This window comes from Streptomyces sp. NPDC102490, from assembly GCF_044765285.1.
Classification (GTDB): domain Bacteria; phylum Actinomycetota; class Actinomycetes; order Streptomycetales; family Streptomycetaceae; genus Streptomyces.
Genome location: NZ_JBIWJU010000011.1, coordinates 1 through 16,626, shown reverse-complemented (window position 1 = coordinate 16,626; position 16,626 = coordinate 1). Strand labels below are relative to the sequence as shown.

Here is a 16,626-nt window from a genome sequence, read left to right as displayed (position 1 = left end):
ACCGGGCCCCAGCCCGCACAATAGATTCGATGCCGGAATACGAATTTGTCGATGTGTACCTACCGCGCGGGGTCACCCGCAAGGAGGCGGCACGTCAGCTGACGGACCATGCCGAGTACGGACACTGGGAGTTGTACCGCCTGACCCTGCTGCGCGACGGCAGCCGCAAGGTGCGGTTGCGGCGGCGGATCATCCGCCAGGTGCGCGCCACCTGGTGACGGAGGTGGACGCGGAGCGGGCCCCGCTGGTGCGGAGCCCGCCGCGTGCGCCGGTGTGCCCGTCTCAGGCCGAGGCGCGCGCCTTGCGGTAGAGCACCGTGCCCGCGAGCAGCGCGCCGGCGCCGACCGGCAGGGCGAGGCCCAGCGGCAGGTCGCTGCCGGTCTCGGCGAGCGCCGCGTCGCCGCCGGGCCGGGCGACGGTGCGGGTGCCCGGCTGGTTGCCCTCCGTGGAGTCGCCCGGCGTTTCGTCCTCCGGCCCGGACGGCTTATCCGGGGTGTCGGGCTTGTCGGGGTTGTCCGGCTTCTCCGGGGGCGTCTCGCGGTCCCCGGGCGGCGGCGTCGGGTGGTCCCCGCCTCCGCCCGCGTTGTCGCAGTCGTTGCCGAAGGCCGGGTTGAGGACCCCGACGACGTCGATGCTGTTGCCGCAGACGTTCACCGGCACGTCGACCGGCACCTCGACGTGGTTGCCGGAGCCGACGCCCGGCGAGTCCGTGGCGTGGCCGCCCGCGTGGGAGCCCCCGTGCGAGCCGCCGTGCGACCCGTCATGGCTCCCGGAGCCGCCGTGTCCGCCCGAGCCGCCGTGCCCCGCGGGGGCACCGCCGCCCTTGTTGGCGCACGAGTTGCCCATCGCCGGGTTGAGGACGCCGACCACGTCCACCGTGTTGCCGCAGACGTTCACCGGCACGTGCACCGGGGCCTGCACCGTGTTGCCGGAGAGTACGCCGGGCGAACCCGAAGTCGAGCCGTGCGCGCCCGAGTCCGCGTGGGCGGCACCGCCCGCGGCGGCGATCACTCCGGTGGCCGCCGCCATCGTCATCAGGCCCTTGCGGGTGACCTGTCGCATTTCCTGAATCCCTGCCTTGTCCTGGTCCCGTGGTACCGAGAATGCCGAGAGTGCCGGAACTCCGGCGTCGCCGTCGTATCCCCGCCTCGTATGTCCCCCGAAAGGCCGTCGGCCCCGGAGCGCATGGCGTGCACTCCGGGGCCGGCGGAATCAGACCCTCACGGGGCGAGGCACAACGTCACTTGTTGATGCAGACGTTGCCGAAGGCGGGGTTCAGCAGACCGATCACGGAGATCGTGTTGCCGCAGACGTTCACCGGCACGTGCACGGGCACCTGAACGACGTTGCCGGAAAGGACGCCGGGCGAGTGCACGGCGGCACCCTGGGCACCGGAGTCGGCGACGGCCATGCCCGCGCCCGCGAGAACCAGACCACCGGTGGCTGCCGCGGCGGCGACGACCTTCTTGAGCATTGTTCCTCCTAGTTGGCAAACGCGATCCCAAAATTGCCGATCGCATCACCTGTAACGAGGAGGGAGTAATGAGGCTACGAGCTTATGAGCACATTCACTCGCCCCGGTCACCTCCCGTACGCACGGGCGAATTCAGGACGCGTCGATGAAGCGGTCGAGCACCCGCACACCGAACTGGAGTCCCTCGACCGGCACTCGCTCGTCCACGCCGTGGAACATGCCCGCGAAGTCCAGCTCCGGCGGCAGCTTCAGCGGCGCGAAGCCGAAGCCGCGGATGCCGAGTTCGTCGAAGGACTTGGCGTCCGTACCGCCGGAGAGCATGTAGGGGACCGCCTTCGCGGCCGGGTCCTCGGCCACCAGGGCGGACTGCATCGCGTCGACCAGCGCGCCGTCGAACGTCGTCTCGACGGCCTTGTTGGCGTGCACGTCCTCGCGCCGCACGTGCGGTCCGAGGATCCGGTCGACGTCGGCGAGGAACTCCTCCTCGTACCCGGGCAGGAAGCGCCCGTCGACGTGTGCCGTGGCCTCGCCGGGGATGACGTTGACCTTGTAACCGGCGCCCAGCTGGGTCGGATTGGCGGTGTTGCTCAGGGTCGCGCCGATGAGCTTGGCGATGCCGCCGAGCTTGGCGAGCGTGCCCTCCATGTTCTCCGGGTCCAGCTCGGTGCCGAGCGCGTCCCCCAGTTCGTCGAGGAAGGCCCGGGTCGTCTTGGTGACGCGGACCGGGAACGTGTGCCGGCCCAGACGCGCGACGGCCTCCGACAGCTCGGTGATGGCGTTGTCGCGGTGGATCATCGACCCGTGCCCGGCGGTGCCGGCCACGGTCAGCTTCATCCAGTGGATGCCCTTCTCGGCCGTCTGGATCAGGTAGAGGCGGCGCTGCTCGCTCACGGTGAAGGAGAAGCCGCCCACCTCGCTGATCGCCTCGGTGACGCCCTCGAAGAGGTCGGGGTGGTGGTCGACCAGGTGGCGGGCGCCGTAGGTGCCGCCGGCCTCCTCGTCGGCGAGGAACGCCAGCACGATGTCGCGCGGGGGCTTGCGCCCGCTGCGCAGCCGGTCGCGGACGACGGCGAGCGTCATCGCGTCCATGTCCTTCATGTCGACGGCGCCGCGTCCCCACACGCAGCCGTCGGCGACCTCCCCGGAGAAGGGGTGGTGGGTCCAGTCGTCCGCGTTGGCCGGGACGACGTCGGTGTGGCCGTGGATGAGCAGCGCGGGCCGGGACGGGTCCTCGCCCTCGATCCGGGCCACCGTGGAGGCGCGTCCGGGGTGGGACTCGAAGATCTTCGGTTCGAGTCCCACCTCGGCGAGCTTCTCGGCGACGTACTCGGCGGCCTTGCGCTCGCCCGGCCCCGAGTGGTCGCCGTAGTTGCTGGTGTCGATCCGGATCAGCTCGCGGCAGAGGTCGACGACCTCGTCCTCGCCGGTGACGCTCCTGGCCGTGCCCGAGTCGCTCACGTGGTTCCTCCCGCTGTCACTGCCGATGTCAGTGCCGATGTCACTGCTGGTGGGTCCCCCTCATCCTCCTCCCTGGGCCGTCCGGGCCCAAGGAGGGGGTGATCGGCCACCCCGGAAAGCCTGGTAATGTTTACGTCGTCGCCGCGGGGAGAAACCCGCTCGACAGACACCTTGTCCGGGTGGCGGAATGGCAGACGCGCTAGCTTGAGGTGCTAGTGCCCTTTATCGGGCGTGGGGGTTCAAGTCCCCCCTCGGACACCAGCTGAAACCCCTGCTGAGCAGGGGTTTTCTGCTTTTCGTCCCCTGCTTTCGCCGCCCGCTCCTCCTCTACAGTGGTCGCCATGACCACCCCCGCCTGCCCCTGCGGACGGCCCGAGCCGTACCCGAGGTGCTGTGGCCGTTTCCACGCCGGGACCGCCGCCGCCCCGACCGCCGAGGCCCTGATGCGCTCGCGCTACAGCGCCTTCGTGCGCCTGGACGCGGGCTATCTCCTGCGCACCTGGCACCCGCGCACCCGGCCCGCGCGTCTCGACCTGGACCCGGGCACGCGGTGGACCGGGCTGGACATCCTGGACACGGCCGACGGTTCCGCCTTCCACACCACCGGGACCGTGACGTTCCGGGCGTCCTACCGGGGTGGCTCGCTGCACGAGCGGAGCCGCTTCGAGCGCGTGGACGGGGCATGGGTGTACGTGGACGGGGAGTTCCTCGACTGACGCCTCCCCCGGTGTCCTACGGCGCCAGGATGTCCAGCTCGTGGAGGGCGCCCTCGGTGATCTCCCGGGTCAGCCGCTCGGCGCGCTCCGCGTCCCGGGCGCGGACCGCCTCGGCGACCTGGACGTGCAGGGTGACGGCGGCCGGGTCGGGGTCCTCGAACATCACGTCGTGGTGGGTGCGGCCGGCCAGGACCTCGGCGACGACGCCGCCGAGGCGGGCGAACATCTCGTTGCCGGAGGCGGTGAGGATGACGCGGTGGAAGGCCACGTCGTGGAAGAGGTACTCCTCCAGCCGGTGGCCGCGTGAGTTGGCGACCATGCCGAGCGCGCACTCGGTCAGCTCGGCGCACTGCTCCGCCGTGGCGTGCCGGGCGGCCAGGCCCGCCGCGACCGGTTCCACGGCCGACCTGAGCACGGTCAGGGAGCGCAGCTGCCGGGGCCGTTCGGAGCCGGCCAGGCGCCAGCGGATGACCTGCGGGTCGTAGACGTTCCACTCGCACTCGGGCAGGACGGTGACGCCGACCCGGCGGCGCGACTCGACGAGGTGCATGGACTCCAGCACCCGGACCGCCTCCCGCATCACGGAGCGCGACACCTCGAAGCGCTGCGCGAGTTCGTCCGTGCGCAGAACACTGCCCGCGGGGTAGGCGCCCGCTGTGATCGCGGGGCCGAGGGTGTCCAGTACGCGGCCGTGCAGCCCCCGGCCCGGTGTGCTCATGCACTCAGCGTACGGGGCACGTCACCGGAATAAAAAGTCAGACTTATATGTCACAGACTCTTGAAGTCGTCGTACCTAATGGGTTTCAGTTGCGTCGACATCAGGTGTCGACGAAGACAGCAGACAGCGAGAGTGCGATGCAGCAACTGCACACCCCCCACGTGGTCGTGGTCATGGGCGTCGCGGGCACCGGGAAGACCACCATCGGTCCCCTGCTCGCGGCCCGGCTCGGCGTTCCCTACGCCGAGGGCGACGACTTCCACCCACCGGCCAACATCGCCAAGATGACGGCCGGCACCCCGCTCACCGACGAGGACCGCTGGCCCTGGCTGGACGCCATCGGCGGCTGGGCGCACGGGCGTGCCGGGCTCGGTGGGGTGGTGAGCAGTTCGGCGCTGAAGCGGTCGTACCGCGACCGGCTGCGGGCCGCCGCTCCCGGTGTCGTCTTCGTGCACCTCACGGGCAGCCGTGAGCTGATCGAGGACCGGATGTCGCACCGGCAGGGCCACTTCATGCCGACGGCCCTGCTCGACTCCCAGTTCGCCACGCTCCAGCCGCTGGAGCCAGACGAGGCGGGAGTCGCGGTGGACGTGGCCGGCACCCCCGAGGAGATCACCGAACGGGCGGTCGACGCCCTGAAGGACCTCCCCGAGCCGGTCCGGTAACCCCCGCACCCCCACCCCCCACCTCCCCCGGGGTCGTGCCGCCTTCCGCGCGCACGGCCCCGCACTCCCCCGAATCCCCATCACCGCAAGGGAACCACCGTGACCAGACTCAGCGTCGAGATGCTGGCAGCGGACCCCGTCGAGCCGATCACCTCGGCGGGCCACGCCCAGCTGGGCATCGCCGTGCTCCTGGGCATCGCCGTCATCGTCCTGCTCATCACCAAGTTCAAGCTGCATGCCTTCCTGTCGCTGACCATCGGGTCGCTGGCGCTCGGCGCGTTCGCCGGGGCGCCGCTGGACAAGGTCATCACCAGCTTCACCGCCGGGCTCGGCTCCACCGTCGCGGGTGTCGGCGTGCTGATCGCCCTCGGCGCGATCCTCGGCAAGATGCTCGCCGACTCCGGCGGCGCCGACCAGATCGTGGACACCATCCTCGCCAAGGCGAGCCCGCGTTCGATGCCGTGGACGATGGTGCTGATCGCCTCGGTCATCGGACTGCCGCTGTTCTTCGAGGTCGGCATCGTCCTGCTGATCCCGGTCGTCCTCATGGTCGCCAAGCGCGGCAACTACTCGCTGATGCGGATCGGCATCCCGGCCCTGGCCGGTCTGTCCGTGATGCACGGTCTGGTCCCGCCGCACCCCGGCCCGCTGGTCGCCATCGACGCGGTGGACGCCAACCTCGGGGTGACCCTGGCGCTGGGCGTGCTGATCGCGATCCCGACGGTGATCATCGCCGGTCCGGTGTTCTCGAAGTACGCGGCCCGCTGGGTGGACGTCCAGGCCCCCGACCGCATGATCCCGCAGCGCGCCTCGGAGCAGCTGGACAAGCGCCCCGGCTTCGGCGCCACCCTGGCCACGATCCTGCTGCCGGTCGTGCTGATGCTGCTGAAGGCCCTCGTCGACATCATCGTCGACGACCCGGAGAACGTGGTGCAGCGCACCTTCGACGTCATCGGCAACCCGCTGATCGCCCTGCTGGTCTCCGTGATCGTCGGCATCTTCACGCTGCTGCGGCCCGCCGGGTTCGGCAAGGACCGGCTCTCCGGCCTGGTCGAGAAGGGGCTGGCGCCCATCGCCGGCATCCTCCTGATCGTCGGCGCGGGCGGTGGCTTCAAGCAGACGCTGATCGACTCCGGCGTGGGTCAGATGGTCCTGGACATCTCCAAGGACTGGTCGATCCCGGCGCTGCTGCTCGCCTGGCTGATCGCGGTGGTGATCCGGCTGGCGACCGGTTCGGCGACGGTGGCGACCGTCTCGGCGGCCGGTCTGGTCGCGCCGCTCGCGGCCGACATGTCGACCACGCACGCCGCCCTGCTGGTCCTGGCGATCGGCGCCGGCTCGCTGTTCTTCAGCCACGTCAACGACGCCGGCTTCTGGCTGGTGAAGGAGTACTTCGGGCTGAACGTCGGCCAGACCATCAAGACCTGGTCCGTGATGGAGACGATCATCTCGGTGGTCGCCGGTGCCTTGGTGCTGCTGTTGTCCCTGGTCATATAGCCGCACCACGCACCAGCCGGAAGGCACGGGAGGACGACGATGACGGCCCACCCCCTCTTCGACATCGGCGGGCGCACCGCCCTGGTGACCGGCTCCAGCCGGGGCATCGGGCTGGCGCTGGCCCGGGGCCTCGCGGAGGCCGGCTGCCGGGTGATCCTGAACGGACGCGACGGCGACCGCCTCACCGAGGCCGCCGCCGGACTGCCCGGCGAGGTCCACACGGCGGTGTTCGACGTGACCGACGGTCCGTCGGTGACCGCCGGGATCGCGGAGGCCGAGGAGCGGGTGGGTCCGCTCGACATCCTGGTTAACAACGCCGGGATGCAGCTGCGGGCGCCGTTGCTCCAGTTCGCGGACGCCGACTGGCACCGCATCCTGGACACCAACCTGACCAGCGCCTTCCTGGTGGGCCGGGAGGCCGCGCGCCGGATGACGGAGCGCGGCCACGGCAAGATCGTGAACATCTGCTCCTTGCAGAGCGAGGTGGTCCGCCCGGGCATCGCGCCCTACGCGGCCACCAAGGGCGCGCTGAAGATGCTCACCAAGGGCATGTGCGCCGACTGGGGTCCGCACGGCGTCCAGGTCAACGGCCTCGGCCCCGGTTACATCGAGACCGAGCTGACCCGGCCGCTCGTCGAGGACGAGGAGTTCAGCGCCTGGGTGCGCGGCCGTACCCCGGCGGGCCGCTGGGGCCGTACCCAGGACCTGGTGGGCGGGCTGCTGTTCCTGGCCTCGCCCGCCGCGGACTTCGTCGGCGGCCAGATCCTGTACGTCGACGGCGGAATGACGAGCGTCCTGTGAGCGCCGGGGACGGCGCCGCAGCGGCGTTCGTGCCGGGCTGTGTGATCCACGGTGCGGGCGACCTGCGGGTCGAGGACGTGCCCGTGCCCCGCCCGGGGCCGGGTGAGGCGCTGGTCGCCGTGGACTACGGCGGCGTCTGCGGCTCCGACCTGCACTACTGGCGGCACGGCGGCGTCGGCGACTTCCGTCTGCGGGAGCCGATGCTGCTCGGGCACGAGGTGGTCGGCACGGTCGTGGCGTACGGCTCCCCGGACACGGTCGGTCCGGCGGCCGGTACGCCCGTCGCCGTGCACCCGGCGACCCCGTGCGGGGTGTGCCCGGAGTGCGTGGACGGGCGGCGCAATGTCTGCCGGGACACCCGGTACCTGGGCAGCGCGGCCCGCTTCCCGCACGTCCAGGGCGGCTTCGCGGCGCGGATCGTCGTCCCCGCCGGGCAGTTGCGCGCCCTCCCGGCCGGTCTGGACCCGCGCCGCGGCGCGCTCGCCGAGCCGCTCTCCGTCGCCCTGCACGCCGTAGGCCGGGCCGGGGAGCTGGCGGGGCGTCATGTGCTGGTCACCGGGGCCGGGCCGATCGGCTGCCTGGTGGTCGCGGCGGCGAAGGCGGCGGGCGCGGCCCAGGTGACGGTGACGGACCTACTGCCCGCGGCGCTGGAGTACGCGCGGGCCGCCGGCGCCGACACCCTCGTACGGGCGGACGACCCGGACGACCCCGGGTGGCCGGTGGACGCGGACGCGGCGGTCGAGGCGTCCGGGGTGGCCGCGGGGCTCGACACCTGTCTGCGGCTGGTGCGGCGCGGCGGCGTGGTCGTCCAGCTCGGCATGCTGCCTCCGGGGCAGAGTCCGTTCGCCGGGAACCTGCTGGTGAGCCGGGAGATCGAGCTGCGCGGGGCGTTCCGCTTCGACGGCGAGTTCGACGACGCGCTGCGGCTGCTCGCGGCCGAGCCCGCGTTCGACGCGCTGGTCAGCGCGGTGGTGCCGGTGCGGGACGCGGCGTCGGCGTTCGCACTGGCCGCGGACCGCAGCCGGTCGTGCAAGGTGCTGCTGGACTTCGGCGCGGCCCCGGCCGCCTGAGCCCGGGAGGCGGAGCCCGGACGCACCAGGCACCGGCCCTCCGCCGTCCCGGCGCGGGGTCAGGAGGAGGCGGCCTTGTCCAGCTGGAACGCCTCGTTGCCCTGGCCGATGCGGGCGTGCCGCTCGGGCGCGCGGGAGCGCAGGATCAGGCCCTGCACCACGCCGGCGACCGCGGCGAGGCCGATGATGCCGGGCAGCGCCCAGCTGAGGGCGGAGCCGGGTCCCGCGCCGACGAGGACGTCGAAGTCCTTGACCGTGTAGCCGGCGATCACCAGCAGGGCGAGGCCCGCGACGGTGGAGGTGGCCAGGCGTACGCCCTGGGCCCCGGCGGCCCCGCGCCGCACGAAGAAGGCCACGACGGAGAACGAGGCGGCGGCCATCAGCACGATCACGCCGAGGGCCCCGATGTTGCCGCCCCAGGTGAACAGGTGCAGCACGGGCGCGGTCGGGTCGCCGCTCGGCTTGTCGTCGGCGAGCGCGAAGCCGAGGACGACGACCGCGGACACGGCGGTCTGGAGCAGCGAGCCGGTGCCGGGCGCGCCGCTGGAGCCGCTGGTCCGTCCGAAGGCGGCGGGCAGCAGGCCCTCGCGGCCCATGGCGAAGGCGTAGCGGGCGACGACGTTGTGGAAGCTGAGCAGGGCGGCGAACATGCCGGTGACGAACAGGACGTGCAGGACATCGGTGAAGCTGTCGCCGAGCCGGGACTCGGTCAGGAAGAACAGCAGTCCGGCGCTCTGCTCCCGCGCGGTGCCGACGATCCGGTCGGGGCCGGTGGCCACGGTCAGGGCCCAGCTGCTGAGCGCGAAGAAGACGGCGACCCCGCCGACTGCCAGGAACATGACACGCGGGACCAGCACATGCGGCCGGCTGGTCTCCTCGGCGTACACCGGCGCCTGCTCGAAGCCGAGGAAGGCGGCGATGCAGAAGCAGAGCGCGGTGCCGACCCCGGCGCCGGTCAGGGTGTCCGGGTCGAAGGCGTGCAGCGACAGCCCCTGGGCGCCGGGGTCGGCGACGGCGGCGATGTCGAACACCACCACGAGCACGACCTCGATGAGCAGCAGGACGCCCAGCACGCGCGCGTTGACGTCGATCTTCAGCCAGCCCAGCGTGCCGACCGCCAGGACCGCCAGCAGGGCCGGGATCCACCAGGCCACGTCGAGGTCGGCGTAAGTGGACAGCAGGCCGGAGACCTCGAAGCCGAAGATGCCGTAGATGCCGACCTGGAGGGCGTTGTAGGCGACCAGCGCGACCAGGGCCGCGCCCGCGCCGGCGGTGCCGCCGAGGCCGCGGGAGATGTAGGCGTAGAAGGCGCCCGCGTTGTGAACGTGCCGGCTCATCTCGGCGTACCCGATGCTGAACAGGATCAGCACCACGCCCAGCAGCACGAAGAGCAGCGGCTGTCCGACGATGCCCATGACCGCGAAGGTGGTGGGCATCACGCCCGCGACCACCATCAGCGGGGCGGTGGCGGCGAGCACGGACAGGAGCAGCCCACCCGTGCCCAGCCGGTCGGCGCGCAGCGCGCGCTCCTCGCCCTTGAAGGTGCTGATGGCGCCACCGCTCGCGGTTCTGCTCGTGCTCGAACTGCCCGTGGTCATCGCAGGACGTCCTTCTCTCTCAGGGCTTTCCTGTGGGTGGTGTGCGTCGGATCGTCGGCGGTCAGCCGGTGCCGAGCGCGCCCGCGCGGGCGGCCCGGAAGGCGGGGAACGGGTCGCGGTCCGGGTACGACCACGGGGCCGGGGTGGCGTGCTCGCCGATGCGGTGGAACAGGGCGGCGGCCTCGGCGCCGCGGCCCTCGCAGGACTTGGCGTGGGCGAGGTAGTTGAGGTCGATCAGCCGGCGCGGGTGGCCGTCCTGCTCCCACTCCAGCCACCAGTCGAAGGCCGCCTTCATCACCAGCCGGGCCCGCCGGCCGGCCCAGTGGCCCGAGACGGTCGGGTCGGCGGACGCGTGTCCGGCGGCGGCCAGCACGCGGTAGCGCTCGGCGTGCGCGACGACCGGGAGGATGGCCAGCGGGGAGTCGGCGGGGGCCTGCTCGGCGGCCCAGTTGGCGAAGTCGTACACCTCGTGCAGCGGGTCGGGGCCACCGTCGCCGCCGCGCTCGGCGAGCCGGGCCACCATCAGGTGGTGGGCATGGTGGTGGTCGGCGTACCGTCCGCGCACCTCGTCGAAGACCCGGATGACGTCCTCGTCCGCGCCCAGGGAGCGCTCCAGCATGAGCAGCCCGAACCAGGGTGTGGGATCGTCCGGCACCAGGGCGGCGGCGTCCCGGCACACCTCGCGGACCCGGGCGGGCTTCTCCTTGCCGCGCAGGGCCCGGTGGACCAGGGCGAGGGCGAGCAGCACCGAGGCGTCGGCGGAGTCGGGTTCGGCCAGCAGCCACTCGCGGGCCCAGGGCGCGCAGTGGGGCTCCTTGGCGAGCACCGCCGCGCGGTGGCCCCGGCGGTCCCAGTCGTCACCCGTGTGGACCAGCAGGGAGCGGACGGACTGCCAGCGCCCCTGGGCCAACGCGCCGCGTACGGCGATCAGTTCGGCGTCGTCGAGGGCCTCGTCGAAGGTCTGGGCCGCGCGTTTGCGGCCGCGGCCGAGGGGAGGCGGGGGTGGGGACACCGCGGGAACTTCCTCACGCGACGCGGTAGGTCGTCGTAGCCGGAGTGCCATGACCGGATTGCCATGAACTGATCACGCACAGCAAACCGGCAGCCAAGGCTTGACGTCAAGGGGAGTCAGCCCGTTACACGCGTCAACAGGCGTTACTCCAGGGGAAGTTGATACCGACCGCCACGTCTCCCCCATCCCGAATGCGTCACTCGCCCGGCGCCCGGTACCCACCCGCACTAGAGTCGTCCCCGACGCCCCGTGACCCGACCGACGATCGAGGTGCGCAGCGTGTCGGTTCTCGTTCTGGTTCTCGCCGTGTGCGCCGCGTGCTGTCTGGGTCTCGGCTTCGTCCTCCAGCAGAACGCGGCCCAGCGCGCCCCGCTCGGCGACTTCCTCTCGCCCCGCCTCCTGCTCGACCTCGTGCGGGTGCCGCGCTGGCTGGCCGGCATGGGACTGATGGTGGCCGGTCTGGTGCTGGGCGCGCTCGCGCTGGGCGGTGGCGAACTCACCCTCGTCGAGCCGCTCCTGGCGACCAACCTCCTCTTCGCCCTCGCCCTCTCCCGCGTGCAGACCCGGCAGCCGCTGGGCCGCCAGGGCTGGGCCGGGCTCGCGCTGCTCGCGGGCGGGGTGACCGCGTTCATCCTGGCGGGTGAGCCGCGCGGGGGCAGCGCGGTGACCGATCCGCTGCGGCACTGGCTGATCGTCGGCGTGATGCTGGGCCTGGCCCTCCTGCTCACGCTGTGCGCCGGCCGCCTGCGGCTGACCTGGGGTCCGGTACTGCTGGCCCTGGCGGCCGGTCTGGTGTACGGGGTGCAGGACGCCTTGACCCGGGTCAGCGGCCGGCGCTTCTCGGCGGGCGGCCTCGCGGAACTGCTGACGGGCTGGCAGCCGTACGCCGTGGTGGTGCTGGGCATCACCGGTCTCGTCCTGGTCCAGAGCGCCTTCGAGACGGCGCCGCTGCGCCGGTCGCTGCCCGCGCTGACGGCGGCCCAGCCACTCGCGGGCATCGCCTGCGGGGTCGGCTTCCTCGGCGACCGGCTGCACACCGGCGCCGGAGCGCTCGCATGGCAGGCGGGCGGCCTCGCGGCAGTCGTGGCGGGCATCGTCCTGCTGGGCCTGCACCCGGCGATGCCGCAGGGCACGGGCACGGGCGAGAGCGGGCGCGAACCGGCGCTGGAGCGGCGCTGAGGCCCGCGGCGTCTGCTGCTTGGATGGGCGGATGAGTTCTGCTGACGAGATCCTCGACGTCGTCGACGAGAACGACCGCGTCGTCGGGCGGGCCCGGCGGGGCGACGTGTACGCCCGGGGGCTGCGGCACCGCTGCGTCTTCGTCTGGGCCCGCGACCCGCAGGGCCGGGTCTTCGTCCACCGCCGGACGGCTTCGAAGCTGGTGTTCCCTTCGTTGTACGACATGTTCGTGGGCGGGGTGGTGGGCGCGGGCGAGTCCTACGACGACGCGGCGCTGCGGGAGGCGGAGGAGGAACTGGGGGTGAGCGGGCTGCCCCGGCCGGAGCACCTGTTCACGTTCCTGTACGACGACGGGGCCGGGCGGAGCTGGTGGTCGGCGGTGTACGAGGTGCGGGTGACGGGGGCGGTGTCTCCTCAGGCGGAGGAGGTGGCGTGGTACGGGTTCCTCGCCGAGGAAGAGCTGGCGGCGCGGCTCGCGGAGGGCCGGTGGGAGTTCGTGCCGGACGGGATGGCGGCGTACGCGCGGCTGCGGGGTTTCGGTGGACCGGCGTCGGCGCGGTGACCCGGCGTGGGTGCGGGCGGGGAGGTGGGTGCGCAGCCCGGCGTAGCGGGGTGCCGCTGCGCCCACCCGTGCCGCCCAGCGGCACGACTGCCCGCAGCTAGGGCAGCATGCGACGGCCCGCAGCTAGGGCGGCGCGGTGGCGGCCCGCAGCTAGAGCGGCGTGGCGACGGCCCGCAGCTAGAGCGGCGCGGCGACGGCCCGCAGCTAGAGCGGCGTGGCGACGGCCCGCAGCTAGGGCGGCGCGGTGGCGGCCCGCAGCTGGGGCGGCGTGGCGACGGCCCGCAGCTGGGGCGGCGTGGCGACGGCCCGTAGCTGCGCGCACGCGGCGGGAGAGTCGTGTACGGCGAGCAGGGGTCGTGTCGGGGGGTGTCCGCCCGCAGCGGTTGGCGCGTCAACGCCGGTGAGATCTGTGGCCGGCCGATTCCGCGCCGTTCCGAGGACGGACACCCCCCGGCACGGCCCCGACCCACCCACCGGACGCACCGCGCGCAACGCGCACCCCCACCAAACCCGCGCGGGCCGCCGCAGGCATCCACGACGGGCCCCGGATAGGGTCCCCGGGTGATCGATTTCGTGCGGAGTGTTCGCTTGTGGTTCGTGCCTGCGGAGGTGCGGCGGGAGGGGGGCACCCCCGACTACCGGTTCTCACTGGCCAACGAGCGGACGTTCCTCGCCTGGCTGCGTACCGCCCTCGCACTGATCGGCGGCGGGTTCGCGGTGGACCAGTTCCTGCCCGACCTGCGCTGGGGCTGGCGGGTCGGGCTCGCGCTCGCGCTGCTCGCCGCCGGGGTGCTCTGCTCGCTGCGGGCGGTGAACCACTGGGCGCGCTGCGAACGCGCCATGCGCCGCGGCGAGGACCTGCCCGTCTCCCGCTTCCCGGCGCTGCTCAGCCTGGTCGTCGCCGTGGTCGCCGTGGTGATGGTCGTCGTGGTCCTCACCGGCTGGGAGGGCTGAGCGTGAGCGGCGCCGACGCGGCACCCGCGGACCGCGACCCCGGCCTCCAGCCCGAGCGCACCCGGCTCGCCTGGCGCCGCACCACCCTGTCCGGCACTGTCGTCGCCGTACTCGCCGCGAAGACCGCGCTGCACGGCGGTGCGACGGCCGTCCCGGTGCTCGCCGCCGCCCTGTGCTGCGCCCTCTGGCTGGCCTTCCTGCGGATCGCCCACGGCCGTATCGCCACCCTCGCCGCGGCGAACAGGCCGCGCGCCCTCACCCCGGCGCACGCCGCCGCCGCGGCCCTGTGCACGCTGGCCCTCGCCGTCTGCGGGGCGTTCCTCGTGTTCTGAGGCGGGGAAACCCCCTCGGACCGGCCGTAACGCCGATCACGTTCCGCCCGCCCACTGGACGGCATACCGACCGGTCGGCATCATGTGTCGGGTACTGTTCACCCGTCCCAGGGAGCGACGATGAGCCCCGACCACCCGCCCGGACTCGATCTCGACCGGTTGCGCCTCCTGCTCGACCGCGAGCGGCCCGGCCTGGTGACCGGCCCGCTGTCCGGCCGGCTGATCGAGGGCGGACGGTCGAACCTCACCTACGCCGTCTCGGACGGCACCGACCGCTGGGTCGTACGGCGCCCGCCGCTCGGCCACGTCCTGGCCACCGCGCACGACATGCGGCGCGAGCACCGTGTCATCGACGCGCTGTACCCGACCGACGTGCCCGTGCCGCGCCCGGTGCTGCTGTGCGAGGACGAGGAGGTGCTGGGGGCGCCCTTCTACGTGATGGAGTTCGTGGACGGCACGCCGTTCCGCACCGCCGAGCAGCTCGCGCCCCTCGGACCCGAGCGCACCCGCGCCGCCGTGCTGAACCTGGTCGACACCCTGGTCGGGCTGCACGCCGTGGACCCGGCCGAGGCGGGCCTCGCGGACTTCGGCCGCCCGGAGGGCTTCCTGGACCGCCAGCTGCGCCGCTGGGCCAAGCAGCTCGACGCCTCGCGCAACCGCGACCTGGCCGGCATCGACGAGCTGCACGCCACCCTCGGCCGGGAGCTGCCCCGCTCCCCCGCCCCGACGGTCGTGCACGGCGACTACCGCCTCGACAACGTGCTGATCGGCGGCGAGGGCGACGAGATCCGGGCGATCCTCGACTGGGAGATGTCCACGCTCGGCGATCCGCTGACCGACCTGGGCCTGCTGGTGATGTACAGCAGCCCGCTCGGCATGCCCGACTCCCCCGTCTCCACCACCGCCCAGGCCCCCGGCCACCCCGCCCCCGCCGAGCTGGTCGAGCGGTACGCCGCCCGTTCCGGACGCGACGTGTCCACGGTCGCCTGGTACACGGCGTTCGCCTGGTTCAAGCTCGCCGTGATCCTGGAGGGCATCCACTACCGCTACACCCTGGGCCAGACGGTCGGCCGCGGCTTCGACCGCATCGGCGACCTCGTCCCCGTCTTCATCGAGCACGGCCTGACCACCCTTCAGAAGGGCTGACCCCGCCATGGACTTCGCGTACGACGCACGCACCGAGGAACTCCGCGCCAAACTGCTCGCCTTCATGGACGAGTACGTCTACCCGGCCGAACAGGTCGCCCACGAGCAGCGCGCCCGGCTCGCCTCCCCGTGGGACACCCCGCAGGTCGTGGAGGACCTCAAGGCCGAGGCGCGCCGCCAGGGCCTGTGGAACCTGTTCCTGCCCGACGCCGAGTACGGCGCCGGACTCACCAACCTCCAGTACGCCCCGCTCGCCGAGATCACCGGCCGCAGCCCGCAGCTGGCGCCGACCGCGACGAACTGCGCGGCGCCGGACACCGGGAACATGGAGGTGCTGGCCCAGTTCGCCGACGAGGCGCAGCGGAAGCAGTGGCTGGAGCCGCTGCTGGCCGGGGAGATCCGCTCCGCGTTCGCGATGACGGAGCCGGACGTGGCCTCCTCGGACGCCACGAACATCACCACGCGCATCGAGCGCGACGGCGACGAGTACGTCGTCACGGGCCGCAAGTGGTACATCTCCGGGGCGATGAACCCGGACTGCCGGATCTTCATCGTGATGGGCAAGACCGACCCGGACGGCGAGGACATCCGCCGCCAGCAGTCGATGCTGCTGGTCCCGCGCGACACGCCCGGGGTGACGGTGGATCGCGCCATGCAGGTCTTCGGTTACGAGGACCACTACCACGGCGGCCACGCCGAGGTGACCTTCGACCACGCGCGCGTGCCGGTGTCCAACCTCATCGGCGAGGAGGGCGGCGGCTTCGCCATCGCCCAGGCCCGGCTCGGTCCCGGCCGTATCCACCACTGCATGCGGCTGATCGGCATGGCCGAGCGCGCCATCGAGCTGATGTGCCGCCGCGCGGTGTCCCGCGACGCCTTCGGCAAGGCGCTGGCCCAGCAGGGGGTGGTCCACAACTGGATCGCGGACGCCCGGGTCACCGTCGAACAGCTGCGGCTGCTGGTGCTGAAGACCGCCTGGCTGATGGACACCGTCGGCAACCGGGGCGCGCACACCGAGATCCAGGCCATCAAGATCGCCACGCCGCGCGCGGTGGTCGGCATCATCGACCGGGCGATCCAGCTGCACGGCGCGGGCGGCGTGAGCCAGGACTTCCCGCTGGCCGAGCTGTACGCGGGGGCGCGGACGCTGATGATCGCCGACGGTCCGGACGAGGTCCACCAGCGCTCGCTGGCCCGCCGCGAGATCAAGAAGTACCTCTGAACGACCGTGAGGCGGGGGCCCCCCGGGGGGGGGGGGGGGGGGGGGGGGGGGGGGGGGGGGGGGGGGGGGCGGGGGGGGGGGGGGGGGGGGGGGGGGGGGGGGGGGGGGGGTGTGGGGGGGGGGGGGGGGGGGGGGGGGGGGGGGCAGGCGCGGCGCGCTTCCGTGCTCATGCACCCCCCGTTCCTCGGGCCCAACCCGTCTCTCCGACCACGGGTCCAAGAC

Annotated in this window: 18 protein-coding genes and 1 tRNA gene; 13 read left to right on the top strand and 6 right to left on the bottom strand. The window is 72.9% G+C overall.

Annotation, left to right across the window (positions count from 1 at the left end):
• The first annotated feature begins 29 nt into the window (after positions 1–29).
• Positions 30–218 (top strand): DUF5703 family protein, encoded by a 189-nt coding sequence (locus ACIRGB_RS25045; RefSeq protein ID WP_003977152.1) that lies wholly within the window; start codon positions 30–32, stop codon positions 216–218.
• A 64-nt stretch (positions 219–282) separates the two neighbouring features.
• Here ACIRGB_RS25045 and chpC read toward each other — a convergent pair whose 3' ends face one another.
• The 3 genes from chpC to ACIRGB_RS25030 all read right to left on the bottom strand — a co-directional run bounded on the left by chpC (position 283) and on the right by ACIRGB_RS25030 (position 2,932).
• On the bottom strand, positions 283–1,062 hold the full coding sequence (chpC, locus tag ACIRGB_RS25040; RefSeq protein WP_403869182.1) for an LAXTG-anchored chaplin ChpC: 780 nt from the start codon (positions 1,060–1,062) through the stop codon (positions 283–285).
• A 178-nt stretch (positions 1,063–1,240) separates the two neighbouring features.
• A complete protein-coding gene (gene chpH, locus ACIRGB_RS25035) occupies positions 1,241–1,474 on the bottom strand; it encodes a chaplin ChpH (RefSeq protein ID WP_003977150.1) in 234 nt (77 codons plus the stop codon).
• A gap of 132 nt (positions 1,475–1,606) precedes the next feature.
• Positions 1,607–2,932 (bottom strand): M20/M25/M40 family metallo-hydrolase, encoded by a 1,326-nt coding sequence (locus tag ACIRGB_RS25030; RefSeq protein ID WP_403869179.1) that lies wholly within the window; start codon positions 2,930–2,932, stop codon positions 1,607–1,609.
• 173 nt (positions 2,933–3,105) lie between these two features.
• Between ACIRGB_RS25030 and ACIRGB_RS25025 the strand changes: the two genes are divergently transcribed.
• Positions 3,106–3,193, top strand: a tRNA-Leu gene (locus ACIRGB_RS25025).
• A gap of 80 nt (positions 3,194–3,273) precedes the next feature.
• Complete coding sequence (locus ACIRGB_RS25020; protein ID WP_403869176.1) at positions 3,274–3,648, top strand: YchJ family protein; 375 nt, start codon at positions 3,274–3,276, stop codon at positions 3,646–3,648.
• Between the two features lie 16 nt (positions 3,649–3,664).
• Here the strand turns inward: ACIRGB_RS25020 and ACIRGB_RS25015 are convergent, their stop codons facing one another.
• Positions 3,665–4,366 carry a FadR/GntR family transcriptional regulator gene (locus ACIRGB_RS25015; protein WP_403869173.1) on the bottom strand — a complete coding sequence of 234 codons (702 nt, stop codon included), beginning with the start codon at positions 4,364–4,366 and terminating at the stop codon, positions 3,665–3,667.
• A 146-nt stretch (positions 4,367–4,512) separates the two neighbouring features.
• Between ACIRGB_RS25015 and ACIRGB_RS25010 the strand changes: the two genes are divergently transcribed.
• From ACIRGB_RS25010 to ACIRGB_RS24995, 4 genes are all read left to right on the top strand, one after another.
• Positions 4,513–5,031, top strand: a complete 519-nt coding sequence (locus ACIRGB_RS25010) for a gluconokinase (RefSeq protein ID WP_403869885.1) — start codon at positions 4,513–4,515, stop codon at positions 5,029–5,031.
• Between the two features lie 99 nt (positions 5,032–5,130).
• A complete protein-coding gene (locus ACIRGB_RS25005) occupies positions 5,131–6,528 on the top strand; it encodes a GntP family permease (protein ID WP_403869170.1) in 1,398 nt (465 codons plus the stop codon).
• A 39-nt stretch (positions 6,529–6,567) separates the two neighbouring features.
• A complete protein-coding gene (locus ACIRGB_RS25000; RefSeq protein WP_403869168.1) occupies positions 6,568–7,329 on the top strand; it encodes an SDR family oxidoreductase in 762 nt (253 codons plus the stop codon).
• Between the two features lie 29 nt (positions 7,330–7,358).
• The gene (locus ACIRGB_RS24995; RefSeq protein WP_403869882.1) at positions 7,359–8,399 is read left to right on the top strand and encodes an L-idonate 5-dehydrogenase; all 1,041 of its coding nucleotides are present in this window, start codon (positions 7,359–7,361) and stop codon (positions 8,397–8,399) included.
• A gap of 59 nt (positions 8,400–8,458) precedes the next feature.
• Here the strand turns inward: ACIRGB_RS24995 and ACIRGB_RS24990 are convergent, their stop codons facing one another.
• Together ACIRGB_RS24990 and ACIRGB_RS24985 are read right to left on the bottom strand one after the other, a co-directional pair.
• Entirely contained in the window at positions 8,459–9,997 is a 1,539-nt protein-coding gene (locus ACIRGB_RS24990; RefSeq protein ID WP_403869165.1) for an APC family permease, read from the bottom strand.
• A 61-nt stretch (positions 9,998–10,058) separates the two neighbouring features.
• On the bottom strand, positions 10,059–11,009 hold the full coding sequence (locus ACIRGB_RS24985) for a hypothetical protein (RefSeq protein WP_403869162.1): 951 nt from the start codon (positions 11,007–11,009) through the stop codon (positions 10,059–10,061).
• Positions 11,010–11,288: 279 nt separating this feature from the next.
• Here ACIRGB_RS24985 and ACIRGB_RS24980 point away from each other — a divergent pair, with 279 nt between their 5' ends.
• From ACIRGB_RS24980 to ACIRGB_RS24955, 6 genes are all read left to right on the top strand, one after another.
• On the top strand, positions 11,289–12,188 hold the full coding sequence (locus ACIRGB_RS24980) for a DMT family transporter (RefSeq protein WP_403869159.1): 900 nt from the start codon (positions 11,289–11,291) through the stop codon (positions 12,186–12,188).
• 31 nt (positions 12,189–12,219) lie between these two features.
• Complete coding sequence (locus tag ACIRGB_RS24975) at positions 12,220–12,750, top strand: NUDIX hydrolase (RefSeq protein ID WP_403869156.1); 531 nt, start codon at positions 12,220–12,222, stop codon at positions 12,748–12,750.
• Positions 12,751–13,311: 561 nt separating this feature from the next.
• Entirely contained in the window at positions 13,312–13,704 is a 393-nt protein-coding gene (locus ACIRGB_RS24970; protein ID WP_403869153.1) for a YidH family protein, read from the top strand.
• Between the two features lie 2 nt (positions 13,705–13,706).
• On the top strand, positions 13,707–14,036 hold the full coding sequence (locus tag ACIRGB_RS24965; RefSeq protein ID WP_403869150.1) for a DUF202 domain-containing protein: 330 nt from the start codon (positions 13,707–13,709) through the stop codon (positions 14,034–14,036).
• Positions 14,037–14,156: 120 nt separating this feature from the next.
• Positions 14,157–15,182 carry a phosphotransferase family protein gene (locus tag ACIRGB_RS24960; RefSeq protein ID WP_403869147.1) on the top strand — a complete coding sequence of 342 codons (1,026 nt, stop codon included), beginning with the start codon at positions 14,157–14,159 and terminating at the stop codon, positions 15,180–15,182.
• A 7-nt stretch (positions 15,183–15,189) separates the two neighbouring features.
• Entirely contained in the window at positions 15,190–16,404 is a 1,215-nt protein-coding gene (locus tag ACIRGB_RS24955; protein ID WP_403869144.1) for an acyl-CoA dehydrogenase, read from the top strand.
• Positions 16,405–16,626: the final 222 nt, after the last annotated feature.

Excerpts from the sequence above, each read along its gene's own strand:
- ACIRGB_RS25045 (WP_003977152.1), top strand. The coding sequence starts at position 30 with ATGCCGGAATACGAATTTGTCGATGTGTACCTACCGCGCGGGGTCACC.
- chpC (WP_403869182.1), bottom strand. The coding sequence starts at position 1,062 with ATGCGACAGGTCACCCGCAAGGGCCTGATGACGATGGCGGCGGCCACC.
- chpH (WP_003977150.1), bottom strand. The coding sequence starts at position 1,474 with ATGCTCAAGAAGGTCGTCGCCGCCGCGGCAGCCACCGGTGGTCTGGTT.
- ACIRGB_RS25020 (WP_403869176.1), top strand. The coding sequence starts at position 3,274 with ATGACCACCCCCGCCTGCCCCTGCGGACGGCCCGAGCCGTACCCGAGG.
- ACIRGB_RS25015 (WP_403869173.1), bottom strand. The coding sequence starts at position 4,366 with ATGAGCACACCGGGCCGGGGGCTGCACGGCCGCGTACTGGACACCCTC.
- ACIRGB_RS25000 (WP_403869168.1), top strand. The coding sequence starts at position 6,568 with ATGACGGCCCACCCCCTCTTCGACATCGGCGGGCGCACCGCCCTGGTG.
- ACIRGB_RS24990 (WP_403869165.1), bottom strand. The coding sequence starts at position 9,997 with ATGACCACGGGCAGTTCGAGCACGAGCAGAACCGCGAGCGGTGGCGCC.
- ACIRGB_RS24975 (WP_403869156.1), top strand. The coding sequence starts at position 12,220 with ATGAGTTCTGCTGACGAGATCCTCGACGTCGTCGACGAGAACGACCGC.
- ACIRGB_RS24960 (WP_403869147.1), top strand. The coding sequence starts at position 14,157 with ATGAGCCCCGACCACCCGCCCGGACTCGATCTCGACCGGTTGCGCCTC.
- ACIRGB_RS24955 (WP_403869144.1), top strand. The coding sequence starts at position 15,190 with ATGGACTTCGCGTACGACGCACGCACCGAGGAACTCCGCGCCAAACTG.